Below are 26,647 nucleotides of genomic sequence, written 5' to 3' on the forward strand. Positions count from 1 at the left end.
GACGGAGCGGACATCAGAGTCCCGGTTCGCCGTCCCAGTAGTCGAGCGTGTTCTCGCCTCGGCCGATATGGCCGAAGGAACCGCCGTCGCGGTTGGTCTTGGCGAGAAACTTGCCGGAATCGGGATATTCGCAGATCTCGGTCTTCGCCTTCGTCGACAGGCCCAGATAGATCAGCGGCGTTGATCCGGTATTGATGATCTGATGAGCGGTTTCCGGCCCGCCCGAGGGGGCGCCTAACACATCGCCCTTCTTGATCGGATAGCGCTGCTCGCCGAAGCGATATTCGCCCGTGCCCTCGATGATATAGAAGAGCTCGTCTTCCACATGATGATTGTGGAAAGGGCAGCCGGATTTGCCAGGCGGCACCTCACTGTAGCTGATGCCGAGATTGGTGAGCCCGAGCTGTTTTCCGAAAGACGTGTCGCGGCTCTCGAAGAGCTTTCCCTTCGTCCAGTGTTCGAGGGAGAGATCGGCTGTATTGATGACCGGTTTTGCGTTCGTTGCCATAGGGTCCTCCGCTTTGGCGAGAAGACAATCCTATCCGGCGGAAAATGCAACAGTGATTTCGACAAAAGGCGGTATGGGCAGTGAGGAGATCAGCCGCCCATACTCGCATGCGTAGTTGGCAGCCTCAGCGAACGTAGAACGTAATGCTGCCGTCGGCTGCTTGTTCGGCGTTCACGACATTGCGGATATTGACGCCATCATTGTTGAGCTTGTGTGCCAGCGACCTGTTGGCATCAATGGAAGCCTGGATGGCATGGACAGCGCTTTGCGAGCGCTGGAGGACGGAGCGCGGACCGGTGGTCTGGTCGTCGAGATTGTGCCAGTCGTAGACCGGCTGGATGTTGAAGTCGCCTTGGAAGGAGCGAAGCGTCTGCTCGATACCTCGTTCGGTATTCATGCCGAGGCTTTCAGCCCGGCTGATGCCGGCAAATGCAAGGGAGGAGAAAGCAGCGGCAATGGCAATTTTAGCAACGCGGTTCATGATGGTATCCTTTCGTCTGCTGCGACGGTCAGCTGTCAACAGGGATCGTCTGCGTTACGATTGGGATTTGGCGCCGCAGTGTTGGTCTTTCAATGGCTTAAGCCACTGAAAATAAATTACAAATTGTTCACGAATTCTGCCTTCGATTTGCCGTTATTGCGCCACCCGGCTAAGCATGTTTTTCACGTCGTTGCGCCCAGCGATGCGCGCCCGAGCTATCCTATTGCAGATATTTTGTCTTTCCGTCAAAGCGCTGCCCGAATTTGCTTGCCATTCGCTCGAAGGCATGTTTTGACCGCGGCCTGCCCGAGTGGAAAACGCCCCTCCAACCGAAGGTGAACCATGCCGAAAGAGACCGCTCCCCATATTTTGATCGTCGAAGCGCGCTTCTATGACGACATGGCCGATGCTCTTCTGGAGGGCGCGACCTTCGCCCTGGAAGAGGCGGGCGCCACTTACGACGTCGTCACCGTGCCTGGTGCGCTGGAAATTCCGGCGGCGATTGCCATGGCGCTCGATGGCGCGGATAATGATGGCACGCAGTATGACGGTTTCGTCGCGCTCGGCATGGTCATCCGCGGCGAGACCTATCATTTCGACATCGTGTCGAACGAGTCTTCGCGCGCTCTGATGGATCTCGCCGTCAGCGAGTCCCTTGCCATCGGCAACGGTATCCTGACCGTCGAGAACGATGAACAGGCCTGGGCGCGCGTGCGCCGTTCGGACAAGGACAAGGGTGGTTTCGCCGCCCGTGCAGCTCTCACCATGATCGGGCTGAAGAAGAAGCTGGGTGCATAAAGAATGACTGACGAAAATACCGAGCGAACGGTCAAGGCTGCCAACCAGCGGGGCGCCGCACGCCTCGCGGCTGTGCAGGCGCTCTATCAGATGGATATTGGCGGCACCGGCGTTCTGGAGATCGTAGCGGAATACGAGGCGCATCGCCTTGGCCAGGAACTTGACGGGGAAACCTATCTGAAGGCTGATGCCGGCTGGTTCCGCTCGATCGTCTCAGGCGTCGTGCGCGACCAGCTCCGCCTCGACCCGCTGATCGCCTCTGCCCTGCAGGACGACTGGGCCTTGTCGCGTCTCGATAGCACCGTGCGCGCCATCCTGCGCGCCGGCGTCTTCGAACTCGTCGACCGCAAGGATGTGCCGGTTGCCGTCATCGTCACCGAATATGTCGAGATCGCTCGTGCCTTCTTCGACGACGATGAGCCCAAGCTCGTCAACGCCGTTCTGGACCGCATCGCAAAGCAGGTGCGCGGCGACCAGAAGAAGTAGGCACTCAGCCGCCAAACAACCCCTCCCGTTCTTTCTGCGGTACTGCAAGGCTTTTGAAGTTTTGCAGTCTTGACGCGACGTTATCGACCACGCAATCTCCGCTCGCCTGTTGAGCGTTTCTGTGGAGAGGAGTCGATTCAGCAGCATTCGTCGCCGGAGAAGGAGTGAGTTCCGGCTTATGGGAGGAAAGAGCGAATGACCATTCTTTTATTGGTAATCGCATGTGGTCTGCTCTCGGTGGTCTATGCCATCTGGGCAACCCGGTCGGTGCTTGCAGCCGATCAGGGCAACAGCCGCATGCAGGAGATCGCGGGCTATATCCGCGAGGGCGCCCAGGCCTATCTGACACGTCAGTATAGAACCATTGCCATCGTAGGCATTGTTGTTTTCATTGCAGCATGGCTGCTTCTTTCCGCCACGGCCGCGATCGGGTTCCTGATCGGCGCCGTCCTCTCGGGTGCTGCCGGCTTCATCGGCATGCACGTTTCCGTCCGCGCCAACGTGCGCACCGCCCAAGCAGCATCCGCCAGCCTCAAGTCCGGCCTGGACATTGCCTTCAAGTCGGGCGCGATAACTGGCATGCTGGTTGCCGGCCTCGCGCTGCTCGGCGTCTCCATCTATTATTACGTGCTGACGATCGTGCTCGGACACGAGCCCGGCTCGCGTGAGGTCATTGACTCCCTCGTGGCGCTCGGCTTCGGCGCATCGCTGATCTCGATCTTCGCCCGTCTCGGCGGCGGCATCTTTACGAAGGGTGCCGATGTCGGCGGCGATCTCGTCGGCAAGGTAGAGGCCGGCATTCCCGAAGACGACCCACGCAACCCGGCAACCATTGCCGACAACGTCGGCGACAATGTCGGCGATTGCGCCGGCATGGCAGCCGACCTCTTCGAAACCTACGCGGTGTCCGTCGTCGCAACGATGGTTCTGGCGGCAATCTTCTTTGCCGGCGCACCCATTCTGCAGTCGGCGATGATCTATCCGCTGGCAATCTGCGGCGCCTGCATCATCACCTCGATCGTCGGCACCTTCTTCGTCAAGCTCGGCCCGAATGGTTCGATCATGGGCGCCCTCTACAAGGGCCTCATCGTGACAGGCCTTCTGTCGATCATCGGTCTCGGAGCCGCGACTTCGCTGACGGTCGGCTGGGGTTCGCTCGGGCAGGTCGCCGGCTTTGATGTGACAGGCACGAAGCTCTTCGTGTGCGGTCTCGTTGGTCTGGTCGTCACCGCGCTGATCGTCGTCATCACCGAATATTATACCGGCACAGGCAAGCGTCCGGTCGTCTCGATCGCCCAGGCATCGGTAACCGGCCATGGTACCAACGTTATCCAGGGCCTTGCGGTATCCCTGGAATCGACGGCGCTGCCGGCAATCGTTATCGTCGGCGGCATTCTTGCGACCTATCAGCTCGGCGGCCTCTTCGGCACCGGCATCGCGGTCACCGCTATGCTAGGCCTCGCCGGCATGATCGTTGCGCTCGATGCTTTCGGCCCGGTCACCGACAATGCCGGCGGCATCGCGGAAATGTCCCACCTGCCCCCGGAAGTGCGCAAGTCCACCGATGCGCTCGATGCCGTCGGCAACACGACGAAGGCAGTCACCAAGGGTTATGCGATCGGCTCGGCCGGCCTCGGTGCTCTGGTGCTCTTTGCGGCCTATGCGAACGACCTGCAATATTTTGCCGCGCATCCGGATCAGTATCCGTATTTCCAGAATATCGGCTCGATCTCCTTCGATCTGTCCAACCCCTATGTGGTCGCCGGTCTTTTGTTCGGCGGTCTGATTCCCTATCTTTTCGGCGGCATCGCCATGACCGCTGTCGGCCGTGCGGCCGGCGCGATCGTCGAGGAAGTGCGCAAGCAGTTCCGTGAAAAGCCGGGCATCATGCAAGGCACGGAAAAGCCGGATTACGGCCGCGCCGTCGATCTTCTGACCAAGGCCGCGATCCGCGAAATGATCATTCCGTCGCTATTGCCGGTGCTGGCGCCCGTCGTCGTCTATTTCGGCGTGCTCATCATCTCCGGTTCCAAGGCGTCTGCCTTTGCAGCACTTGGCGCATCGCTGCTCGGCGTCATCATCAATGGCCTCTTCGTCGCAATCTCGATGACCTCAGGCGGCGGCGCGTGGGACAACGCCAAGAAGAGCTTCGAGGATGGTTTCGTCGACAAGGACGGCGTGCGCCACATGAAAGGCTCGGATGCTCACAAGGCATCGGTGACGGGTGATACCGTCGGCGACCCCTACAAGGATACGGCCGGTCCCGCCGTCAACCCGGCAATCAAGATCACCAACATCGTGGCGTTGCTGCTGCTGGCGATTCTCGCGCATTAAGATGCACTAGCCAACAATACGAAAAACCCGCCGGATCGCTCCGGCGGGTTTTTCGTATGGGAAACAGCTTGCCTTAACGCAGGCTGGACGGGTTCTGCGGCGTGCCGCCGGCACCGCCACCGAACAGGCTGCGGGCCGCATTCGCCGCGCTGCCGCCAGACAGCATCTGCTGCAGAAAGGTAAGTTCGCGGCCGCCGGTCGGCGTAACGCGCGAAATCGTGTCGAATACCTTGCCGTCCTGCAGGGTATAATTGGCGCGGCGCGTCACGACGCCGTCCTTGTCGAAATAGATGGCGAGAATGCTCTGATCGGTGACGCGCAGCTTCTGGTAGGCCATCGAGCGCTGGCGGCGCTGCGAGATGTAATAGAAGACTTCGCCGTCGAAGGTTGCCGTCGTGGACGGTGTGCCGAGCGACAGCAGCACCTGCTCGCGGCTGGAGCCCTCGGGCACCAGCGCCAGCGACTGCTGGTCGACAATATAACCGCCGTTCAGCACGGTGCTCGTCTGGCAGCCTGAAAGGGCAGTGGTGGAGGCGATTACGATGGCAATGGCCGCATTGCTGAAGAATTTCATGTCTGACTTGAAATACCGTTTCTTCAACGACATCTACTCCCTTGAGTATCGATAGCAGCCATTCCAAATACTGCGTGCTTCCTCCTGCAAAACCATTGTGGCCATTCCGGGGTCGAATTCTCCCGATCCGCCTCGTTGTGCACCGGAGCGCACCTGTCCCGAAACCGGCCACGAACAGCATTGCAATTCGCGCCTGCTTCGGTAAACCAGCTTTCGAATTCATGCAACAAGGCCCGGTGCCGCTTGGCGCTAAGAATGTGGCATTTCCGGAAAAAACAAATGATCTTCGGGCTCTTCGGTAAGAGAAACAGCAACCAGACCATCGTCGAGCGGCAGTATGCGGTTCTTACGGCTGCTGCCCGCATGCCGGAGCTCTATGAACGCCTTGGCGTCCCCGATACCGTCATGGGCCGCTTCGAGATGCTGTCGATCGTCATGATCCTGTTTTTCCGCCGCACCCGCACGTCCGGGACGAGCGGCCAGGAGATCGCCCAGGAGATCGTCGATGCCTTCTTTGAGGATATCGATTATTCGATCCGCGAGCTCGGTATCGGCGACAACAGCGTGCCGAAGCGCATGAAAAAGCTGGCTGGCATGTTTTACGGCCGGCTGGAAGCCTATTCGAAGACGATGGATGCCGGTGACGTTGCCGCCCTTTCCGCAGCACTTCAGCGCAATATTTATCCTGAAGCCGCCGAGCCTGCAGATATGAGCGGCCTGGCGCACTGGATGATGGCGGCGGAATCCCATCTTTCGGTCACTCCCGAAGAGGCGATCGCCACCGGTTCGGCGACGATCCCTGAGGTCGCCTGAGGAGAAGAATCATGAAGAAAGATCTGAGCGAGATTCCCTTTTCCTATCCCGTCAAGGTTGGCCATATTTCCGCCAATCCCGTCGAAGTGCGCGTAACCGCAGACAAGGAAGAGCTGAAGGCGCTAGCCGAAAGCTGGAACGTCGTGTCGGTGGACAATCTCCATGCCGATCTGCAGATCAATAGGTGGAAGCGCGACGGTATCCGCGTCAAAGGGCGCGTGCAGGCGAAGATCGTCCAGGCCTGCGTCGTCACGCTCGAGCCCGTCGAATCCGACATCGATGAGACATTCGAGCAGATCTTCGTGCCGGAAAATTCCAAGCTCGCCCGTCATCCTGCCAATGATGCCGGCGAAATGGTGCTCGATCCGGATGGTCCCGACCTGCCGGAGACCTTTACCGGCGATACGATCGATGCCGGCGAGATCGTCGCAGAATTCGCAGCACTTGCCATCGATCCTTATCCGCGCAAGGAAGGTGCAGAGTTCGCGGCCCATATCGAGGATACGGGCGAAAATGACCGGAAGCCCTCTGCATTCGCCGCGCTCAAGGACTGGAAAAAGGACTGAAGCATCTCCGGCATTTGCCACAATTCAGTTGTAAGCGACGCCAAAACCGGTATTTTGGCCGAAATTTCGTCCTTGAGGCGAAAGAGAAGGATCAGGGACGCGTGATCAGAATATCTCTCGACCTCATGGGCGGCGACTTTGGTCCCCAGGTTGTCATCCCCGGTGCTGCCAAGGCGCTGGACAGGCACCCGGATATTTCCTTCGTCTTTTACGGCATCAAGGAACAGTGCGACCCGGTTCTGGCGAAGTTTCCCAAGCTCAGGGAAAAGTCGACCTTTCACGATTGCGAACTTGCCGTCAGCATGGAAGAGAAGCCGAGCCAGGCGCTGCGTCGCGGCCGCTATGTCTCTACCATGTGGCGCACGATCGAAGCGGTGAAGTCGGGCGAGGCCGATGTTGCCGTTTCCGCCGGCAACACCGGCGCGCTCATGGCAATGGCCAAGTTCTGTCTGCGCACGATGGCCAATATCGAACGCCCGGCGATCGCCGCCATCTGGCCGACGATGAAGGGCGAAAGCATCGTCCTCGATGTCGGCGCCACGATCGGCGCCGATTCGCAGCAGCTGATGGATTTTGCTCTCATGGGCGGCGCCATGGCGCGCGCGCTCTTCGAGCTGGAGCGTCCGACCGTCGGTCTGCTGAACGTTGGCGTGGAGGAAATCAAGGGCCAGGAAGAGGTCAAGGAGGCCGGTCGCCTGCTGCGCGAGGCGAACCTCGATTCGCTTGAATATTCCGGCTTCGTCGAAGGCGACGATCTCGGCAAGGGCACGGTCGATGTGGTGGTGACGGAAGGCTTTTCCGGCAATATCGCGCTGAAGGCGGCCGAAGGCACGGCCCGGCAGATCGCGGCCTATCTGCGCGCCGCCATGTCGCGCACGCTGCTTGCCCGAATCGGCTACCTGTTCGCCAAGAGCGCCTTCGACATGCTGCGCGAGAAGCTCGATCCGAGTAAGGTCAATGGCGGCGTATTCCTTGGCCTGAATGGCATCGTCATCAAGAGCCACGGCGGGGCGAATGCCGAAGGCATAGCCGCGGCCATCGAAGTCGGTTATGACATGGCCAAGAATGGCCTGACCCAGAAAATAGAAAACGATCTTAAAAAATATCATGCCAAGCGGCTGCCCCCATTGGGGCCTGAGGCCGCGTGAGCGACGGGGTTCAAAGCAATATGATCCGATCAGTGGTTCGTGGTTTCGGGGCTGCGCTGCCGAAACGCGTGATGACCAACCGTGAAATGGAAGGTGTCGTCGACACGTCGGACGAATGGATCGTCCAGCGTACCGGTATCCGGCAGCGCTACATAGCCGGCGATGGCGAAACGACGGCGTCGCTTGGCGAGGCGGCAGCGCGTGCGGCGCTCGCAAATGGTGGCCTGACGCCCGACGATATCGACGTCATCATCTGTGCCACCTCCACACCTGACAACACCTTCCCGGCGACGGCGGTCAACATCCAGTCTCGCCTGGGCATGGCGCACGGCTTCGCCTTCGACGTTCAGGCCGTTTGCACCGGTTTCGTCTATGCGGTGACGACGGCTGACGCCTATATCCGCGGCGGTCTTGCCAAGCGCGTGCTCGTCATCGGCGCCGAAACCTTCTCCCGCATCCTCGACTGGAATGACCGCACCACGTGCGTGCTTTTCGGCGACGGCGCCGGCGCGGTCGTACTGGAAGCAGCCGAAGGCGAGGGGACGACGGCAGACCGTGGCGTGCTGACCGCGCATTTGCGCTCGGACGGCTCGCACAAGGAAAAACTCTACGTCGACGGCGGTCCGTCCTCGACGGGTACGGTCGGCAAACTGCGCATGGAAGGCCGCGAGGTCTTCAAATATGCAGTGGGCATGATTACCGACGTCATCCAGGCCGCTTTCGATTCGACCGGAACGACCTCTGAGGATCTCGACTGGCTGGTCCCTCACCAGGCCAATCGCCGCATCATCGACGGTTCAGCCAAGAAGCTGAACATTGCCCCGGAAAAGGTGGTCGTCACCGTCGATCTGCACGGCAATACGTCCGCCGCCTCCATTCCGCTGGCACTTGCGACGGCAGCAGGCGACGGACGCATCAAGAAGGGCGACCTCGTGATGCTGGAAGCCATGGGTGGCGGCTTCACCTGGGGTGCGGTTTTGCTGCGCTGGTAGGCACGAATCCTAAAAAACTGGCGGCGAACAAGAGCTTGACCGTGAGGCACAAGACAAATAATCTTTGCCCACTTTCACAAAATATTTCTATTGGGCGGGGAAACCATGACCGGAAAGACAGTGACGCGAGCAGACCTGGCGGAATCCGTTTTTCGGAAGGTCGGTCTCTCCCGGACCGAATCTGCTGAACTGGTCGAAACGGTTATCGACGAGATCTGCAACGCGATCGTGCGTGGCGAAACCGTCAAATTATCCTCCTTCGCGACCTTCCAGGTGCGTGACAAGAACGAGCGTATCGGCCGCAATCCGAAGACCGGCGAAGAAGTTCCGATCTCGCCCCGCCGCGTCATGACCTTTAAGGCGTCGAATGTGCTCAAGACGCGCATTCTCAAGTCCCATATTGCCCGGAAGGGCAAAACTAAGCCGCAAAATCCTGCTGCCTGATCATCTTTTTCTCCGCTGAACGGAATTTTTTGCTGCTTGGCTCCTCCGGCTGTGCGCAACGCGAAGACGTGACTTGAATTCGCGGCTCCAAACCGTTGAAATATGATGAGTCGCCGTTTGGATCGATCCGCGAGGTCGCGTAGCAGTATGACGTTGGACAAGAGCCCGGATGCGTTTCGCACCATCAGCGAAGTTGCTGATGATCTCGACCTGCCGCAGCATGTGCTGCGTTTTTGGGAAACCCGCTTTCCGCAGATAAAGCCGATGAAGCGTGGCGGTGGTCGGCGTTATTACCGGCCGGAGGATGTCGACCTTTTGAAAGGCATCCGCCATCTGCTTTACGATCACGGTTATACGATCAAGGGTGTTCAGAAGCTCCTGAAGACAAACGGCAACAAATTTGTGGTCGCGGTCGGTCATGGTGATCTTGCAAGCGTCGAAGCACTCTCGGCCAGCGTGAACGACACCGTCGCGGGTGAACCGCGCGTCGCCATGGTGGAAGAGGACCAGATCGTTGGTCGCGCCAAGCCCCCGATCACGCGCCGCTTCTTCAATTTCGTCAGCGGTGAGGACGATCAGCCGGAAATCTCGGTCGGCAAATCGAGTGTCGGCAAGGAGGATCGGGCGCTTCTCCAGGAAGCACTCTACGATCTCCTGGAATGCAAGCGTCTGCTCGATCAGGTGCGCTAAATTACGTCGCGCAAACGTGCGTAGCGGTTTTAGTAACGACATACGTGAGACAAGAATTTAAAGCGCGGCGGATGAATCTGAAAGATCGCGATTCACCTCAGACCTGCATGTCCTTCAGCGCCTTTTCGAGATCGGAGATCTGGAACGGTTTTCTGAGGACAGGCTGGCCGGAACTGCTGCCTTCCGGCGCGCTGCCATATCCCGTCGCAAAGACATAGGGTTTGCCGAGTGCCTCGAGAAGCTTTGCGACCGGCAGCGAACTCTTTCCAGCCAATGATACGTCGAGGATAGCCGCGTCGAACTCCTTGTTCCGGGCTGCATCGAGCGCCTGCTCCAGATCCGGAACGCTGGCACTGACGCGGTAGCCGAGATCCTCGAGCATCTCCTCAAGCGACATGGCGATCAGCGCATCGTCTTCGACGATGAATATATCCTTCATAGTTCCGTCCGCCCTTTACCCTCGCTTAGACCCGCGCCAGGCCCTTTGCTCGGCATTACGGCTTATCTGTCCCGAGCCGGCTACTCGTCAAGGCTGGACCGCCGCAATGCAAGAGACGGCATATTGCCTGGCCGGATTCGATGTGCAAAAGCTGGGGGACCGTTTTCGTAACGGAAGGGATGAGGCTGGGAAATGGATTTGTTGAGCGCCACGGACTGGCTGCGTCATAGGCCGGTTTTGACCTATCCGCTCGCTGTCGCCGCCGTTGCGCTCACCTATCTGCTGCGTGTTATGGCCGGCGATTATCTCTCAGGCTTTCCCTTTCTGAGCTTCTTGCCCGCGGTGCTGATCGCAAGCTTCATCGGCGGTGCCGGGCCAGGGGCGGTCGCCGCCATCTTGTCGGGCTTTGTCGTCCAGCAGTTCTTCGTCGAGCCGCACGATATCTTCTGGCCCGTCACGTTCGGCCAATGGATCGGCCTTTCGACCTTCGTCGTCAATGCACTCATCATCGTCGGGCTGATGCAGGCGATCATCGTATCACACGGCCGGCAATCGCATCTGCGTGAAGCGCTCAACGATTTCAACAGGAAGCTGGAGGAGACTGTCGCTCAGCGCACCGGCGAACTCAAGCGGGAGATGGAAGAGCATGCCGCCGCCCAGGCCCAGGTGCGCCAGTTGCAGAAGATGGAAACCATCGGCCAGTTGACTGGCGGCGTCGCTCACGACTTCAACAACATGCTGGCGATCATCATCGGCAGCCTTGATCTTGCCCAGAGGCGGCTGAACGGTAGGGAGGATCCACGCCTCCTGAACTCGATCCAGAGCGCCAGGGACGGAGCGCAGCGAGCGGCGGTGCTGACCGCGCGCCTGCTCGCCTTTTCACGCCAGCAGCCGCTGGCACCGGAAATCATAGATGCAAACAAGCTGGTCGGCGGCATGTCGGAACTGCTGCGCCGGACGCTGGGCGAGCAGATCAGGATCGAAACAGTTCTGGCCGGCGGCCTTTGGCCGACCTTCGCCGATTTGAGCCAGCTTGAAAATGCCATCCTCAACCTCTCGGTCAACGCGCGCGACGCCATGCCGGACGGCGGGCATCTGACCATCGAGACGGCCAATACGGAGCTGGACGACCGCTACGCGCGCATGCACCAGGAAGTAGAGGCCGGCCAATATGTGATGATCAGCATTACGGACACCGGCATCGGCATGTCACCCGAGGTTCTGGAACGCGCCTTCGATCCTTTCTATACCACGAAAGGTTCCGGCAAGGGCACGGGCCTCGGCCTCAGCCAAGTCTATGGCTACGTCAAGCAGAGCAGGGGACACATCAAGATCTACTCCGAGATCGATCGGGGCACGACGGTCAAAATCTATCTCCCGCGCCGTGTCGGTTCCGGCGACGCACGTTTAACGGAGCCGTCGATGACACCGATCCCGCAGGGCAGCGCCGATGATACCATCCTTGTCGTGGAGGATGACCAGAGTGTGCGTGAAATGACGGCCGAGAGCCTGCGTGAGCTCGGCTACAGCGTGTTACAGGCCGGAGGCGGTCCCGAAGCGCTGGAGGTCATGCAGAGAGAACGCGTGGATCTCATCTTCACCGATATCGTTATGCCGCAGATGAACGGCCGCCAGCTTGCTGATGCCGTCATGGAGAAGTGGCCGGAAATCCGGATACTCTACACGACCGGCTATACCCGCAATGCTATCGTTCACAACGGCGTACTGGACCACGGCGTCTCGCTCCTTGCCAAACCCTTCAGCCTGGAGCAGCTCGCTCATAAGGTCCGCGAGGTGCTGAACAGCAAGCCTCCGGCGGGGTAGGCGTGAGGCCTTGCAAGACCTCATCACCCTGCCGAGAGCCTATTCGAGAACCTGAATGATGCGGCGTGTCTGTGGCTCGACGATCACGCGGCGCTCGTTGATGACGGTATAGCCATAGTCGTCCGCGTTGGGAACACTATGGATTTCCACGGTGTCGGGAAGAGTTGCGCCGACGGCGATGTCGCCGTCATAGACGACGGAAGGCGCGCTCTGCTCCATCACATAGGTGCGTACTTCCCCCGGAAGCACGACGGTCGAACCGGTCGGCGCCGGATCGGTTACGATGACGCTGCTCTGCGCGAAGGCGGCGGAGCTGACGGTCAGCATGAGGGCGGCCGTGGCCAGCATGGTCTTGCGCATGGATATTCTCCTCTTCCTACCCAGCCACGGGGAAAACGCCACCCATGCTTCATGGTTCCGCCGGCAAAGCGCAGGTGGTCGGTTGGAATCGGTTTGATCGGTCGTTGAGTTCGGCCCTGTCGTCCCCGCGACGGTGCCTCGCACCCTGCGCCTTTAAGGTGAAGGAGAAGAACGAGTCGAGCAAGATCGAGAGCCTCCAGGGCATCCTTTGCCAGCTGCCTTTTTTGTTGCGCCCGCAAAGGTGGAGCGTGCGCGCACTTCACCAGGTGCAACTGTGGGCGAGATGTTGACCATTTGTTAACCATAGGCATCGTTTATGCCTATGGATGAGATAGGGGTTGTTGATTCGGAAATTCGTCGCGCTTTGTCCCTCAGACAGAGATAAAAAAACGGTAGCAACGGCCAGGATATGCATTTTCCGAAGACGATATCGGTGGTGGCTATTTCGGCCATGATAGCCGGCTGCACGTCGACAGGTGAAGTGCGCCAGCCGGCCGGACCTGAGACCGTAGAGCCCGAAAAGGCCCTTGTGCTGCCACCTCCGGGCGGTCCGTCGATCGTCAGCGTCATTGAGCGAAAGCGCGGAAACGGCGTGGAACAGACGATATCGCTGTTTACTTCCTCCTCGGTCCCCGGCCAGAATTTCCTCAAAGCGCAGTTTCTCGGCGCGTCCGGCGTCAATTCGGGCGCCAGCAGCGATTCCTACAGGATGATCCGGCAAGGGGATATCGCCCGCGAGATGGCGCGTTCGGTTCCCGGGGTTCCGATGGCGACATCAGCGACCTTCCTGCAGAACAGTTACGGTCCCTTCGGCTATGCGTCGGGCCGCAGTCGCGCCGGCGATAGCTGCATTTACGCCTGGCAGCAAATCCGCTCCAGCCAGTCCGCGCAGACGCAGGCGCGCAACTTCGGCATGATCCAGATCCGCCTGCGCCTTTGCGATGCCCGGGCCACCGAGCGCCAGCTTCTCGGTATCGTCTACGGCTACACGGTCACCGGCACTTTCGACGGCGATATCTGGAATCCCTATGGCGCACCGCCGCCGGCCAATCCAGCGCTTGGCCAGACCGGCGCGCCGATCTATCCGGATGAGGGCGGTTATCGCCCGAATAGCATGCCGATCGGTTACGAACCTGCTCCGGCGGTACGCCAGCCGGGGACCGTGGCCGTGCGCCGCGCGCGGACGCAGCCGCCATCTGCCGCACCGGTCCTGCAGCCGCCCGTCGGCCCTCGCGTGCCGTTGCCGAATGACGACATACATACGAATGCGATAGAGTCGTCGGCAGAAACGCCGGCGCCGATCCAACAACCGGCAAGGCCGATCGGTGCGACCGTGCCTTCGCCTGATTGCATAGGGGACGCGGCCATGACGGCCGCCTGCCAGAAATAGCAAATATCCCAATGCACGGATGCGCAGCGGTTAAGCCATTTCGAAGGAACGTTCATGCGTAAGGCTGGCAGTGTTCTCATATGGGCTGTGGTGTCGCTTTGTGTGATCGCCCTGATCACGCTGCCCGTCAATCTGCAGACCCAACTCATCGCCAGCATCACCGTCGTCACGATCATGGCGCTCATAAAGGTGGCGAAGGGCGAGGGCACATGGCGTCTCGTGGCGCTCGCCTTCGGTACGTCCATCGTGCTGCGCTACGTCTACTGGCGCACCACCAATACGCTGCCCCCGGTTAACCAGCTCGCAAACTTCATTCCCGGCCTGCTGCTCTATCTCGCTGAAATGTACAGCGTGATGATGCTGGCGCTGTCGCTCTTCATTGTCGCGACCCCGCTGCCGCCGCGTCCTTCGCGCGCCGGCAAGCTTGAGCGCTTCCCTCATGTTGACGTCTTCGTGCCGTCCTATAACGAAGATGCCGGCCTGCTTGCCAATACGCTCGCCGCGGCCAAGGCGATGGATTATCCGGCCGACAAGCTGCACGTCTGGCTGCTGGACGACGGCGGTACGTTGCAGAAGCGCAATTCCGGCAAGCTGATCGAAGCGCAGGCCGCCGCCGCTCGCCATGCCGAGCTGAAGCAGCTCTGCGTCGATCTCGATGTCAACTACCTGACGCGCGATCGCAACGAACATGCCAAGGCAGGCAATCTCAACAACGGCATGCAGCATTCGAGAGGCGAATTGATCGCCGTTTTCGACGCCGACCATGCGCCGGCGCGCGACTTCCTTCTGGAGACGGTAGGTTATTTCGACGACGACCCGAAGCTTTTCCTCGTCCAGACGCCGCACTTCTTCATCAATCCGGATCCGCTGGAACGCAACCTGCGCACCTTCGACAAGATGCCGAGCGAGAACGAAATGTTCTACGGCATCATCCAGCGCGGTCTCGACAAATGGAACGCCGCCTTCTTCTGCGGTTCTGCAGCGGTGCTGAGCCGCCGCGCGCTACAATCCACCAACGGCTTCAGCGGCGTCAGCATCACTGAAGATTGCGAGACCGCGCTTGCCCTTCACGGCGCCGGCTGGAACAGCATTTACCTCGACAAGCCCCTGATCGCCGGCTTGCAGCCGGCCACCTTCGCAAGCTTCATCGGCCAGCGCAGCCGCTGGGCGCAGGGCATGATGCAGATCCTGCGCTTCCGCCTTCCGCTGCTCAAGCGCGGCCTCACGCTGCCGCAGCGCCTCTGCTACATGTCCTCGTCGCTGTTCTGGCTGTTTCCGTTCCCGCGTACGATCTTCCTCTTCGCGCCGCTCTTCTATCTCTTCTTCGATCTGGAAATCTTCACGGCTTCCGGCGGCGAGTTCCTGGCCTATACGCTTGCCTATATGATCGTGAACCTGATGATGCAGAACTATCTCTACGGATCGTTCCGCTGGCCGTGGATTTCCGAACTTTATGAATATGTGCAGACGGTGCACCTGTTGCCGGCTGTCGTTTCGGTCATGCTCAATCCACGCAAGCCGACCTTCAAAGTCACCGCCAAGGATGAATCCATCGCTCTCAGCCGCCTGTCCGAGATCAGCAGGCCCTTCTTCGTCATTTTCGCGGTCCAGATCATCGCTGTCGCGATCACCATCTACAAGATCTATGCCGAACCCTATAAGGCGGATGTCACCCTGGTTGTCGGCGGCTGGAACATCATTAACCTCATCCTTGCCGGCTGTGCGCTCGGCGTCGTCTCCGAGCGCGGAGAGAGGGCATCCTCCCGCCGCGTGCGCGTCAACCGCCGTTGCGAATTCTGCATCGGCGATCAGTGGTACACGGCCTCTATCGAGGATGTCTCCGTCCACGGCGCGCGTCTGCACATCTTCAGCAAGCATTTCGATGCGGTGCAGGTCGGCGCGCTCGGCGAAATCCGCTTCCGGCCCTATAGCGGCGCCGATCTCGAAACCCTCCCGCTTATCGTCCGCAACATCGAACCATCGGGCGATATTACCAATGTCGGCTGCCAGTATCAGCCGAAGAGCGCGCTGGATCACCGCCTGATCGCGGACCTGATCTTCGCCAATTCCGATCAGTGGAGCCAGTTCCAGGCTTCCCGCCGCCGCAATCCCGGTCTCATCAAGGGCACCGTCTGGTTCCTCGGCCTATCGCTCTATCAGACGAGCCGTGGCCTGGTTTATTTCTTCCGCAGCATGCGGCCGGAGCGCGAGGCGCATCGACAGCAGCAGGCCGCAAAGGCGAACGCCGGATGAGAAAGCTCTTCGTCGCGTCCCTCCTTCTGGTCGGCACATCAGTTTTTGCTTATGCGCAGATCAGCCCTTTCGACATGTCCGGCGAGCGTCCGGCGGGTACGCCGCCGGTCAAGCCGCGCCTGACGCTTCCGGCCCAGCCCGCGCAGCCTTCCCAGCCCGCACCGGCCCCTGTTCCCGTCGTTCCGCAGACTGTTGCCCCGCACCCGGTCCAGCCTTCCGCGCCTGCGCAGAGCCAGGCACCCACGCCCGCAGCGCCGCCGGTTAGCGTCATTCCAGCAACCCCTGCACCGGCGCCTGCACCTCAATCGGCGCCGGCGGTGCCCTCCACCCCGGTACAGGGCCAGCCGCAGCCGGCCACCCCTGTCGTCCGTCCTGCCGCGGCCGCTCCGCAGATCGGTGATTTCAGGCGCTACATCGTGCCCTTCTCCGAACTAGGCCTCGGTGGTGAATATGACCGCAGGTCATGGTCGATCTATCTGACGACCGAGCAGGCGGCGGCGAAAGCAAGGTTCACTTTCACCTATCAGAACGCCGTCGTCGTCGCTCCCGAGGTGTCGCAGCTGACCGTGTTCATCAACAACCGTGCCATCGGCCAGCAGCAGGTCGGTTCGCCCGACAGCCCGTCGGCGGTCAGCTTCGACGTTCCTCCGGGTCTCCTGCAACCCGGTGCTAACCTCATCACCTTCGAAGCCAATCAGCGCCACCGCACGGATTGCAGCATCGACTCCACCTATGAGCTATGGTCGAACATCGATCCGGCCGGCACCTATCTCAGCTTTGCCGGCCGCGATGCCGGCCAGCTTTCCGGCACGGATGCGATCCGCGCCATCGGCGTCGACGGCACCGGCAAGACGGAATTCGATCTGGTCGTTCCGGCGATGGAACAGCCTGGCACCGCCAAGCCGCTTCTGCGTCTGGCGCAGGGCCTGTCGCTCCTGAGTGGCATGCCAAACCAGATTTTTGCCTTCGGGACCAGCTCCCTGCCGGCAGGTGGTCCCGGCAAGATGGCGGTGCTCGTCGGTACCGCGGCCGAGCTGCGGCCGATCTTCCCGAGCCTTCCTCAGGGTGCTGAAAGCGCACCGCTTGCCGCCTTTGTCACTGACCCACGCAGTGGTTCGCCCATCCTTCTGATCAGCGGTCCGTCCTGGCAGGCGGTTTCGACCGCGATCGATACTATCGTGTCTCCGACCGACCGTGCCCCCGAAATACGCCGCGACGTGCTGACCACGCAGCGCTGGACGGCGCCCGACGCGCCGCTTCTCTTCGCCGATACGCGCATCCCGCTTTCGCAACTCGGCATACGCACCGTCGATTTCTCCGGCCGCCGCTTTCGCACAGGCTTCAATGTCGCCGTGCCTGCCGATTTCTATGCCAATGCCTATGGCGAGGCGAAAATCCTGCTCGATGCCGCCTATTCCGGCAAAGTGCTTCCCGGCAGCCATATCGACGTCTATGTGAATGGCAACATCGCCTCCACAGTGCCGATCGCCACGACCAACGGCGGTATTTTTCGCCAGCTTCCGATCCGCGTGACCATGCGGCACTTCAAGCCGGGCCTGAATTCGATCGCCATCGAGGCAGTCCTGATGACTGAGGACGATGCCGCCTGCGCCCCCGGGGCGACGGCGTCGCAGGCGCCACGCTTTGCACTTTTTGACACGTCCGAATTTCACATGCCGGATTTCGCCCGTGTCGGGCAGCGACCGAACCTCGCGGCCATGGCCGGCACATCCTACCCTTACGGACGCAATCCCGATCCGACGCCGCTGTTCATCGACCGTACCGATGCCGATACACTTTCGGCCACCGCGACCCTGCTTGGCCAACTAGCGATTACGGCCGGCCATCCGATCGCAATCGATACCGTCGCCTCGCCGAGCGTGATCGGCGATCGCAGCGCGATTTTTATCGGCTCGATTTCGCAGATGCCGGCAACGGCCCTCACCCAGGTCAATGTCGCAACTGCCAGCCAGGCTTCCTGGCGTCCGGTGACGGATTCGCAGCCGACAGAGATCGACAACGGCAAGGCACTGGAAGAGTGGCGCTCGCGCATCGGCGGTGGCGCGCTGCAAAGCCGCATCGCGGCGTTCAGCGATTGGCTGCGTCGAAACTTCGACATTACCGGCGCTTCGCTGCAATTCGTTCCCAATGCCGAGCAGGTCTTCACGCCTTCGAATGTGACCTCTCTGATGGTCGCCCAGGGCAAGAGCCCGGATGGCGGTGGCACATGGACCGTCGTGACCGCGCCTTCGGCCAAGGATCTGCGCGAGGGACTAAATTCCCTGGCCTCCCAGACGAACTGGCCGCAGATTGCGGGTCATGTTACCACCTATTCCAGCCGTACCGGCAAGATCGAGAGTGTGCCGGTCACGCGCTTCGATTTCGTACCCACTGCCGGCTTATCGATCGCCAACTATCGCCTGATCGCCGCCAACTGGCTGTCGACGAATATTCTCTCCTATTCCTTCCTTTTGGTCGTGCTGTCGCTGCTCATCGGTCTGGCCACGTCCAGAATGCTCTCAAGGCTCGGCAGGTCGAAATGAAGGCCTGGATTGCCGCAGTGTTGGCAGGCACGATGATGCTTTCGTTCGCCGGTAAGCCGGCCTTGGCCCAGCAACCGCGGATCAGCGGCGAGGCGTGGGCCGCCTATAAGGCGAAGTTTCTCGATCCGAGCGGCCGCATCGTCGATAACGGCAACGGCAATATCAGCCACAGTGAGGGCCAGGGCTACGGCCTGCTGCTTGCCTATCTCGCCGCAAGCCGGGCCGATTTCGAGCAGATCTGGTATTTTACCCGCACCGAACTGTTGCTGCGCAATGACGGCCTTGCCGTGTGGAAATGGGATCCCTCCGCCACCCCGCATGTAACCGATACCAACAATGCTTCCGACGGCGACATATTGATTGCCTATGCGCTTGCGCTGGCCGGCTCCGCCTGGAACCGCGCCGACTATATCACCGCGGCCACCCGCATGGCGCAGTCTACACTGTCGGAAACTGTGGCCGATTTCGCCGGCCGCACCCTGTTGATGCCCGGCACCGAAGGCTTCTCCGGCGCGGATCGCGACGATGGCCCCGTCATCAACCCGTCCTACTGGGTCTATGAAGCGCTCCCCGTCATGGCTGCACTTGCGCCGTCCGATCTGTGGCAGAAACTCACGGACGATGGCCACTCGCTGCTCAAAACCATGCAGTTTGGTCCGCGCAAGCTGCCCGCAGAATGGGTGAGTCTGAAGCGTCAGCCGCAGCCGGCCGAGGGTTTCGAAGCCGAGTTCGGCTACAACGCGATCCGCATCCCGCTTTATCTGGTGAGGGGCGGCGTGACCGACAGGGCGCTGCTGACGCGTCTCAAAGAAGGCATGGCCGCAAACGGCGTAACCGCCACTATCGATCTGACCACCGGGCGGCCAAAGACGGAGCTTTCCGACCCTGGTTATGAAATTGTTAACCACGTTGTGGCCTGTGTATTAGACGGAACGAAGCTTCCAGCCGAAGCGCTGCAGTTTGCGCCCGTCTATTATTATCCATCAACGCTTCAGCTTCTGGGGCTGGCTTATGTCGGGGAGAAGCATCCAGAGTGCCTGTGAAATCTTCTTTCGTGGCGATCATAGCAGCAGTCCTGGTGGCGACCCTCATTGCCGGACTGAAGGACCGCGAGGCATTGCAGCAACGTTTCGGCTTTGGTGGCAGGACCCCCGAACTCATGATGATGGGCCGCATCAAGGGGCCGGATAGCACGTCCAGTCAGCCGATCGATGTGCAGACCGTGGCGGAACGCATTCAGGCCGCGACACAGGATGATAGCGCCGATCAGACCCGGAACCCGGCCCGGACGGATATGGCCCAGACAAGCCCAGCCCCGACGAGCCAAGCCAAGAGAGGCCAAGCTGAGCCAAATCAGGCCCAAACCACTCCGTCTCAGCAGCCGGCTCCGGTTCCGGTCGTCCCGCAGACCGTGGCACCCGCGGCCCCTGCCGATGCCGCCACAGCGCCGTCCAATCCGGCCCCTACAGGCACGGCAGCAGGCCAGCAGCCGGTTGTCGATGTAAGCGCCCTTCGTTATTTCGCAAGCCGCGGTGACAAGGTTCGTCTGCAGGCTGAAATCTCCCGCCTTCAGGCGCTCTACCCGAATTGGGTGCCGCCCGCCGATCCGCTCGCCATTCCACAAAACGGCGACCGGCAACTCGAAAACATGTGGCAGCTTTATTCGGAGGGGCGTTATGCCGAACTGCGCAAGGCGATTGCCGATCGTCAGGCGGCCGAAAACTGGCGACCGCCAGCCGATCTGCTCGACCGACTGGACGTTGCCGAGTCCCGGACTCGGCTGGTCAATGCCTCCGATCTCAAGCAGTATGCGACGGTCATAGACATCGCAGCCGAGACGCCGAGCCTGCTGACCTGCGCTGAGATAGATGTGCTCTGGCGCGTCGCAGAGGCATTCGTTGAGACGAACAGGCAGAAGCGCGGGCAGGATGCCTATACCTACATCCTGAAGAACTGCACCGAGCCGGCCGAACGCGTGGCGACGATCCAGAAGGCTGCCGCTCTTCTGCCCTACGGACCAATGCAGGCGCTGCTTTCTCTCGAAAAACCTGCAGATGCCAATGGTGTTAGAGAATTCGACAGCCTGCGCGATGATCTTGCCCGCCGCTTTGTTGCCGATGGCAACGACGATGCCAAGCTCGACGTCGCTCCCGAGTATATCTCCCGTGTCGAGAGGCTTGCCGAAGAGCAGGGGCTGCCATCCGACGCTTTGCTGCTCGGCTGGTATCAGCTTCGCCGCAATAACGAGGCGGATGCCGAGAAGTGGTTCCGCATCGCCCACGCCAAACAGGATTCCGCTGTTGCCTCGCAGGGCCTGGCGCTGGCGCTCATTGCCCGCAAGTCGCCGCAGGAGGCGGAGGACGTCATGTATAAATGGCGTCACGATTCCAAGGATGCCACCGCCACCTATCTCGCCGCGACCGCCAATCTGATGGCCTTGCAGCCGCCGGCAGATCTGACCGAGGACGTGCTCGACCGTATCGCCGCCACGATCATTCAGCAGAAATACGTTCCGACGGCACAGCAGTTCGGTTGGTATGCCCGTTCGTTGAACCAGTTTCAGACGGCCGCTCGCTGGTTCGAGACGGGACTGCGCTGGAAGCCGGATGACGAACCCTCAGCCTATGGCCTTGCCGTTACCCGCCAGCAGTTGAACGACCGTGCCGGCGTTGCCGAGATCCAGCGTCTCTGGGCCGGTCGTTCGGCCCGCATTGCCACATTGAACGATACGCCTGCCGGCTCCCGAACCAACGCTCCATTGCCGGCCCCCGGCTCTGCGCCCGAGGCGCAGCCGGTAGTTCAGCCCGCAGCACCGAAAGTCCAGTCTGCGCCGACCGAGCGCAGCGCGGCCTTCCAACCGGAGCCCCGGTCCCCGGCGCAATTTCAATCCCAGCAGTCGCAAGTGCAGCTCCAGCCCGTTGCGCCGGCTCGGTCCGTTGTGCCAGGAAGGCCCGCGCGGGTCATGCAGACGGTCGCGGTCGAGCGCGGCCCGCGCCAGATTCGCGGCTGCTCCACCACCACAGATACCACCCGCCTCAACCCAGGCGATGCGCTGACACGCGGCTGGTGCCTGATGGACATCAATAGGCCTATGGAAGCGGTGAAGGCTTTCGAGGCCGCGCTCGCAAGTCCTGTGCGCAAGGAGCGTGAGGATGCCGCCTACGGTCAGAGCCTCGCCTATCTGCGCGCCGGCCTTTCCAATAGTGCAGCGGTCGCGGCCACCAAGGCGCCGCAGAACCGCGACCGCGCCTCCGAACTGCAGGTAGCGATCCTTGCCGATCGCGCGCTTGCCGCCTTCGAAGGTGGCCGATATCGCGAAGCGCTCATCTATCTCGACCAGCGCGCCCAACTGCAGCAGGAGCGCGTCGATCTCATGGTGCTGCGTGGCTACAGCTACATGAATCTGAAGATGTATGGCGACGCTACGCGCGTTTTCGAGGCTGCCGCGGCCACCGGCAATCGTGACGCCACGCGCGGCCTCGCGGATGTGAAGAACATCACCCATCCCGAGGTCAACGACTAAGCGCGTCGCGATCTTTTAGCGACATGCTTTAGATTGACGTCGCCCCTACGCTCGGCTAGTCGCGGAAGGCCTGACAGCTTTCCGCTTCGCAAGGAACCTTCCTTTGTCCGTTTCCCATCGCGTTCTCGATAAGACCTACGATGCTTTCCTCTTCGATATGGACGGCACGCTGCTGAACTCCATCGCCGTCGTCGAGCGCGTTTGGAGCGAATGGGCACTTCGCCACGGGTTCGAACCCGAGGTCCTTCTGAAGACCATCCATGGTATTCGCGCATCCGACATCATCCGCCAACTCGGCCTTCCCGGTGTCGATCCGGCTGCCGAAGCAAACCTCCTTCTGAAGGAGGAGATGGAGGATTTCGAGGGCATCGTCGAAATCCCGGGTTCCATCCGCTTTCTGAATGCGCTGCCCCCCGACCGCTGGGGGATCGTCACCTCGGCGCCGATCGAACTGGCCCTCCGCCGCATGGCCGCCGCAGGTATTCCGATGCCGAAGATGATTGTCAGCGGTGAAGAAGTCTCATCAGGCAAGCCGAGCCCGGAATGTTACTTGCTCGGCGCAAGCCGCCTTGGCGTCGATCCCGCTCGCTGCCTGGTGTTCGAGGACGCGGTTGCAGGCATTCTCGCTGGCGAGGGTGCCGGAGCCGATGTCACTGTCATCACCGAAACCCATACAACGCCCTTCGAGACGCCGCATTTCACGATCGTCAACTATGCAGCCTGGAAGCCGCTTGTGGCGGCGGATGGCAAGCTCGTGCTCTGCGCCGCTTAGTCTGCAGCCCGAATAGTCTTGAAGGCAGAGGGATTCAGAATTTATAGCCCACGCCGATCATCACCACATGCTGGTCGATGTCGCCATCGAGTCCGAGCAGATCGGCGCTGCCGTAATCATTGTAGCGATATTCCAGCCGGCCGAAGACGTTATTGGTGAAGGCGTAGTCGACGCCCGCGCCAATCGTCCAGCCCGACAGCGTATCCCTGTCGTCGCCGGCGGGACCGTCGATATGCACCTGTGCACCCGTCCAGCCGGCCGCGCCATAGATCAGAGCGCGGTCGATCGCGTAGCCGAGCCGGGCGCGGACGGAGCCGGCAGTTTCGAGCCCGACTTCAAACGGGCCGACATCGGACTTGTCCCAGTTATAGGAAATGTCACCTTCGATGCCGAAGACGAAATTATTGTCGAGTTGCCAGTTATAGCCGACGAAGCCGGTGATCAGGCCACCATTCATGTCTTCGGAAAAGACGTCGAAATCGCCATTGGCCCAGGTCGGCCCGCCGCCCAGACCGGCATAGAAACCCGTCCATGTGAAGACCGGCGCGATCTCGGCTGCCGGTGCGGCCGGTATCTCATCGATGGCATCAGCCGCCATGGCCGAGCCGGCGGCGAGGCCGGTAACCAGGAAGCTGGCGACGGCGGTGGATACGAAGTGACGTTTCATGATTTCCCCCTGCCGGAAAAATCCGGCTGAAAACTCGTTTGAGATCCGACTGCCTCGGACAAACCGCATGGCGCATCGCGGCTGCGGGTAAGCCACCCGCAAAATCATGGGTTTCTAACGCGGCTTTTGAGTAAAGGTTCCGGTGAAGGGGACGACCCGACTGGATGGATCCGATCTGCTTGGCAGGACAGAAGCGGGCAAGCCCTAAAGGCATGTAGCGCAAAAGTGCGCAGCGGCTTTGCGATAACGACATGCGAAAAAACCAAAGCTTAAAGCGTGGCAAGCGAATTTGAAAGATCGCGACACGCTTTAGAACTTGATGCGATTGCCCTTGTTGTCGATCATCTGCAGCACGTTGCCGTCCGTCTTGATCGAAATGCAGTCAGTCTGCTTGTTGGGGAAAAGAACGCAGATCTGACCGTTGGAAATTTTGTAGCCATTCTTATTGCCCGGACGGTACTCATAGCCGTTCGAGGCTTTCCGCAGGTCGCTGGCGCCCTTCAGAAGCTGACGGATTTCGTTTTCCTTGGCGTTCCGGAAGCGGACGTTTTCTGCCAATGCCATATGCGAGGAGGCCAGCGTCGCGATCACGCCGATGAGAAGTGTGCGGCTGGGCAGCATGTGATAAACTCCGGCAGATGTACGCAAGCAATTGAAGAGAATGAAATGATCAGGGTCGTCCTTGCCTTAGCTTTAGCAATGCCCGCCGGTAATGCAATGGCTGTCGATCCGAGAAATCCGCGTGTCAGCGAGCAAAACTACCAGGATTGCCGCCGCTTTCCCGAACGTTGCGCCGGTGACGACCGCAACCGCAATCGCCGCGATTACTACCGCGACAACACCCGCCAGGGCTCGGGCAAGTACATCTACCGCGGCGAGCGCCGCATATGGACGGATGAATCACGCTGACGCTTGTCAAAGACCGAAAGGAAAAGTTTCCGGACTGCCCCCGGCAGCTTGCTGTCGAGTGAGCGGCGTCAACGCATGGGTTTCGTCGAACCACAGGAAAGCGTCATATTGCTGGGGCAGGGAGGTCAGCATGTAATGGCTCATGCGTTCGGTTTCCGGCCTGTAGATGACACCGATGAAACGTTGAAGCCGCTGGTCTATGAGCCCGGCATGCAGATCCTGGTTGCGCTCGAAATCGAGGAAGAACCATTTCTTTTCGACTTGATGACACAGATGCTCGTAACTTTCTGCAAGTGCCGGATTGATCCTCTTCTTCTCAGCCCGCCCGTCCCAGTCGCTTGCCGCTAGGACCTCGCCGGAATGCGTCCCGCAGCCGATGAGGCTGGTCATGCCGTCGAAACGCTGCCGGCAGAGCTGGCCCAGATTGAGTTCATCGCGAGCGGCGGCCATTTCGGCAAAGCGTGCGTCACCGATGTGGGAATTATGCGCCCATACGATCATTTTTGCGTCCGGCCCGTGGAAATCGAGGAGATGCTCGACCGTTTCGGCCATATAGGTGTCACGCAGATTCCAGGCTTTCGAGCCGCCATAGTACATGATGCGGTAATATCGCTCTGCCGCTGCCAGGAGCCTCGCCGACTGTGTGGCGTCAAGAAAACCATCGTCACTGCCATCATTCTCGCCGAGAGACCGGGCCAGAAGCTCCTGGCATTGTTGCGATACGGCGTCCTCACAGGATTTGTAGGCGTCGCTGAGGATCGCGCGCCCATAGGTCGCCGGATTGTTCTGCCAGGGGCTGAGGCAGCCGTAGCGTTCACGGGCGACCACGGCAGCATCAGGGCTGACGCGCTCAAGATAATCGATCACCATACGAATGGACCCTGCCATGTTGTAGAGGTCGAGCCCGTAAAAACGGATGGGATCCATTTGCGAGGCCTGGCGCCGGACATTTTCTGTACGCATCCACCGGATGAACTCGAGGAACTCCTCGTTGTGCCACATCCAGACGGGAAAGCGCTCGAAGGGGCGGGCTTGCGAAAGGTTTCGGCCAGCGATCAGGCGATCGATGGCGGCCGCATCGGGCCAGTCGGCTTCGACCGCAATCAGGTTGAAGCCGTGGTGCTCGATCAGATGCCGGCTGATGGCGGCGCGCGCCCGGTAGAATTCGGCCGTGCCGTGGGTGGATTCCCCGAGAAGGACGATCCGGCTGTCGGCAAAGCGATCGAACAGGTGTGTGAAGCTTTCGTCGTCGATAGACGAAAATGTCTCGGCCGCGTCCGAGATCATTTGCGCGGGTGTTCTTTCGGGTTGGGCGGCAGGGGTGTAGAGCGGATGCGCCGCGGTCCAGGCATCCTCACCGATCAACGGAACGAAGAATACGCCGCCGAGATCTTCCTCTTCGAACGTGTCCGCACCGGTGCGGATGATGCGCTTGAGACGCTGTTCGTCGTCGCGGCCGACGGGGATGATCAATCGTCCCCCAAGATCGAGCTGTTCTTTCAGAGAGGGCGGCACTTCCGGTGCCCCGGCCGAGACGATGATGGCGTCGAAAGGAGCGGCCCTGGCCCACCCTTTGCTGCCGTCGCCGATGCGGACGTCGATATTGCTGTAACCGAGCCGGCCAAAGCGTTCGCGTGCTTGCTGTGCCAGCGCTCCATGGCGTTCGACCGTGTAGACATGTCCGGCTATGCGGCTGACGACTGCGGCCGCATAGCCGGAGCCGGTGCCGACTTCAAGCACCTTGTCCCCAGCATCGAGATCGGCCTTCTCGATCATCAGCGCGACAATGAAAGGCTGCGAGATCGTTTGGCCCTGACCGATGGAAAGCGGCGCGTCCTCATAGGCGAATTCTTCGAAACCTGGATCGACGAACATCTCGCGCGGTACGGTGCGCATTGCGCGGGCGACGGTTTTGTCCTGAATGCCGCGACGGACAATGTGCTGCTCCACCATGCGGTCGCCATTGCGGATTCGGTTCATGAGAGACCTCTCTTGCCGGGCAAGTCTGCATGGGATCGTCAGATGACGCAGCTGCAATCCGGCACGAAGCTGCGACCATCTAGGCACGAATGGTCACCCAAGCACGAGAAGAGCGACCTTTCCGCGAGCATATGGTTCTCGTCGATCGCCTCG

At 60.6% G+C, this 26,647-nt stretch carries 24 protein-coding genes and 1 pseudogene; 17 read left to right on the top strand and 8 right to left on the bottom strand.

Going from position 1 to position 26,647, the window contains the following annotated elements; all coding sequences use genetic code 11:
- Positions 1–13: 13 nt before the first annotated feature.
- Both JNB85_RS11930 and JNB85_RS11935 read right to left on the bottom strand, forming a co-directional pair.
- On the bottom strand, positions 14–508 hold the full coding sequence (locus JNB85_RS11930; protein ID WP_220334564.1) for a cupin domain-containing protein: 495 nt from the start codon (positions 506–508) through the stop codon (positions 14–16).
- Between the two features lie 124 nt (positions 509–632).
- The gene (locus tag JNB85_RS11935) at positions 633–989 is read right to left on the bottom strand and encodes a hypothetical protein (RefSeq protein WP_220334565.1); all 357 of its coding nucleotides are present in this window, start codon (positions 987–989) and stop codon (positions 633–635) included.
- Positions 990–1,331: 342 nt separating this feature from the next.
- On the opposite strand from JNB85_RS11935, the gene ribH reads away from it, so the two are divergent.
- The 3 genes from ribH (at position 1,332) to JNB85_RS11950 (ending at position 4,607) form a co-directional block, all read left to right on the top strand.
- Complete coding sequence (ribH, locus tag JNB85_RS11940; RefSeq protein WP_220334566.1) at positions 1,332–1,787, top strand: 6,7-dimethyl-8-ribityllumazine synthase; 456 nt, start codon at positions 1,332–1,334, stop codon at positions 1,785–1,787.
- 3 nt (positions 1,788–1,790) lie between these two features.
- The gene (nusB, locus tag JNB85_RS11945) at positions 1,791–2,273 is read left to right on the top strand and encodes a transcription antitermination factor NusB (protein ID WP_220334567.1); all 483 of its coding nucleotides are present in this window, start codon (positions 1,791–1,793) and stop codon (positions 2,271–2,273) included.
- A 195-nt stretch (positions 2,274–2,468) separates the two neighbouring features.
- Positions 2,469–4,607, top strand: coding sequence for a sodium-translocating pyrophosphatase (locus JNB85_RS11950; RefSeq protein ID WP_220334568.1), 2,139 nt, complete (start codon positions 2,469–2,471; stop codon positions 4,605–4,607).
- A 73-nt stretch (positions 4,608–4,680) separates the two neighbouring features.
- Here the strand turns inward: JNB85_RS11950 and JNB85_RS11955 are convergent, their stop codons facing one another.
- Positions 4,681–5,214, bottom strand: a complete 534-nt coding sequence (locus JNB85_RS11955) for an outer membrane protein assembly factor BamE (RefSeq protein WP_220334569.1) — start codon at positions 5,212–5,214, stop codon at positions 4,681–4,683.
- Positions 5,215–5,402: 188 nt separating this feature from the next.
- On the opposite strand from JNB85_RS11955, the pseudogene JNB85_RS11960 reads away from it, so the two are divergent.
- From JNB85_RS11960 to JNB85_RS11985, 6 genes and pseudogenes are all read left to right on the top strand, one after another.
- A pseudogene (locus JNB85_RS11960) lies at positions 5,403–5,994 on the top strand (ubiquinol-cytochrome C chaperone family protein).
- An 11-nt stretch (positions 5,995–6,005) separates the two neighbouring features.
- On the top strand, positions 6,006–6,560 hold the full coding sequence (locus JNB85_RS11965) for a YceD family protein (RefSeq protein WP_220334571.1): 555 nt from the start codon (positions 6,006–6,008) through the stop codon (positions 6,558–6,560).
- Between the two features lie 101 nt (positions 6,561–6,661).
- The gene (plsX, locus tag JNB85_RS11970) at positions 6,662–7,708 is read left to right on the top strand and encodes a phosphate acyltransferase PlsX (protein WP_220334572.1); all 1,047 of its coding nucleotides are present in this window, start codon (positions 6,662–6,664) and stop codon (positions 7,706–7,708) included.
- A 20-nt stretch (positions 7,709–7,728) separates the two neighbouring features.
- Positions 7,729–8,700 (top strand): beta-ketoacyl-ACP synthase III, encoded by a 972-nt coding sequence (locus JNB85_RS11975; RefSeq protein ID WP_220334573.1) that lies wholly within the window; start codon positions 7,729–7,731, stop codon positions 8,698–8,700.
- Positions 8,701–8,805: 105 nt separating this feature from the next.
- Positions 8,806–9,144 (top strand): integration host factor subunit alpha, encoded by a 339-nt coding sequence (locus JNB85_RS11980; protein ID WP_112566104.1) that lies wholly within the window; start codon positions 8,806–8,808, stop codon positions 9,142–9,144.
- 147 nt (positions 9,145–9,291) lie between these two features.
- Entirely contained in the window at positions 9,292–9,834 is a 543-nt protein-coding gene (locus JNB85_RS11985) for a MerR family transcriptional regulator (protein WP_220334574.1), read from the top strand.
- Positions 9,835–9,931: 97 nt separating this feature from the next.
- On the opposite strand, the gene JNB85_RS11990 is transcribed toward JNB85_RS11985, so the two are convergent.
- Positions 9,932–10,273 (bottom strand): response regulator, encoded by a 342-nt coding sequence (locus tag JNB85_RS11990; protein ID WP_220334575.1) that lies wholly within the window; start codon positions 10,271–10,273, stop codon positions 9,932–9,934.
- A 192-nt stretch (positions 10,274–10,465) separates the two neighbouring features.
- Between JNB85_RS11990 and JNB85_RS11995 the strand changes: the two genes are divergently transcribed.
- A complete protein-coding gene (locus tag JNB85_RS11995) occupies positions 10,466–12,097 on the top strand; it encodes a response regulator (RefSeq protein ID WP_220334576.1) in 1,632 nt (543 codons plus the stop codon).
- 39 nt (positions 12,098–12,136) lie between these two features.
- Here JNB85_RS11995 and JNB85_RS12000 read toward each other — a convergent pair whose 3' ends face one another.
- Positions 12,137–12,457, bottom strand: coding sequence for a DUF1236 domain-containing protein (locus tag JNB85_RS12000; protein WP_220334577.1), 321 nt, complete (start codon positions 12,455–12,457; stop codon positions 12,137–12,139).
- A gap of 409 nt (positions 12,458–12,866) precedes the next feature.
- Here JNB85_RS12000 and bcsN point away from each other — a divergent pair, with 409 nt between their 5' ends.
- The 6 genes from bcsN to JNB85_RS12030 all read left to right on the top strand — a co-directional run bounded on the left by bcsN (position 12,867) and on the right by JNB85_RS12030 (position 22,938).
- On the top strand, positions 12,867–13,847 hold the full coding sequence (bcsN, locus tag JNB85_RS12005; RefSeq protein ID WP_220334578.1) for a cellulose biosynthesis protein BcsN: 981 nt from the start codon (positions 12,867–12,869) through the stop codon (positions 13,845–13,847).
- 54 nt (positions 13,848–13,901) lie between these two features.
- Positions 13,902–16,100: a UDP-forming cellulose synthase catalytic subunit gene (gene bcsA / locus JNB85_RS12010; protein ID WP_220334579.1), complete on the top strand. Its 2,199-nt coding sequence runs from the start codon at positions 13,902–13,904 to the stop codon at positions 16,098–16,100.
- Complete coding sequence (locus tag JNB85_RS12015; protein WP_220334580.1) at positions 16,097–18,643, top strand: cellulose biosynthesis cyclic di-GMP-binding regulatory protein BcsB; 2,547 nt, start codon at positions 16,097–16,099, stop codon at positions 18,641–18,643. Before bcsA ends, JNB85_RS12015 begins: the two co-directional genes overlap by 4 nt.
- Positions 18,640–19,686: a family 8 glycosyl hydrolase gene (locus tag JNB85_RS12020; protein WP_220334581.1), complete on the top strand. Its 1,047-nt coding sequence runs from the start codon at positions 18,640–18,642 to the stop codon at positions 19,684–19,686. The genes JNB85_RS12015 and JNB85_RS12020 overlap by 4 nt, the downstream gene beginning before the upstream one ends.
- Positions 19,683–22,166: a cellulose synthase gene (locus JNB85_RS12025; protein WP_220334582.1), complete on the top strand. Its 2,484-nt coding sequence runs from the start codon at positions 19,683–19,685 to the stop codon at positions 22,164–22,166. The genes JNB85_RS12020 and JNB85_RS12025 overlap by 4 nt, the downstream gene beginning before the upstream one ends.
- Before the next feature lie 103 nt (positions 22,167–22,269).
- Positions 22,270–22,938 (top strand): HAD family hydrolase, encoded by a 669-nt coding sequence (locus tag JNB85_RS12030; RefSeq protein ID WP_262928180.1) that lies wholly within the window; start codon positions 22,270–22,272, stop codon positions 22,936–22,938.
- Positions 22,939–22,972: 34 nt separating this feature from the next.
- Here JNB85_RS12030 and JNB85_RS12035 read toward each other — a convergent pair whose 3' ends face one another.
- Complete coding sequence (locus JNB85_RS12035; protein WP_220334583.1) at positions 22,973–23,605, bottom strand: outer membrane protein; 633 nt, start codon at positions 23,603–23,605, stop codon at positions 22,973–22,975.
- 309 nt (positions 23,606–23,914) lie between these two features.
- The gene (locus JNB85_RS12040) at positions 23,915–24,226 is read right to left on the bottom strand and encodes a hypothetical protein (RefSeq protein ID WP_220334584.1); all 312 of its coding nucleotides are present in this window, start codon (positions 24,224–24,226) and stop codon (positions 23,915–23,917) included.
- A gap of 45 nt (positions 24,227–24,271) precedes the next feature.
- Between JNB85_RS12040 and JNB85_RS12045 the strand changes: the two genes are divergently transcribed.
- The gene (locus JNB85_RS12045) at positions 24,272–24,514 is read left to right on the top strand and encodes a hypothetical protein (RefSeq protein ID WP_220334585.1); all 243 of its coding nucleotides are present in this window, start codon (positions 24,272–24,274) and stop codon (positions 24,512–24,514) included.
- Between the two features lie 6 nt (positions 24,515–24,520).
- On the opposite strand, the gene JNB85_RS12050 is transcribed toward JNB85_RS12045, so the two are convergent.
- Complete coding sequence (locus JNB85_RS12050; protein ID WP_220334586.1) at positions 24,521–26,494, bottom strand: protein-L-isoaspartate(D-aspartate) O-methyltransferase; 1,974 nt, start codon at positions 26,492–26,494, stop codon at positions 24,521–24,523.
- Positions 26,495–26,647: the final 153 nt, after the last annotated feature.

Origin of the sequence: Rhizobium mesosinicum, from assembly GCF_019511345.1 — a bacterium.
Taxonomy (GTDB): Bacteria; Pseudomonadota; Alphaproteobacteria; order Rhizobiales; family Rhizobiaceae; genus Rhizobium; species Rhizobium mesosinicum.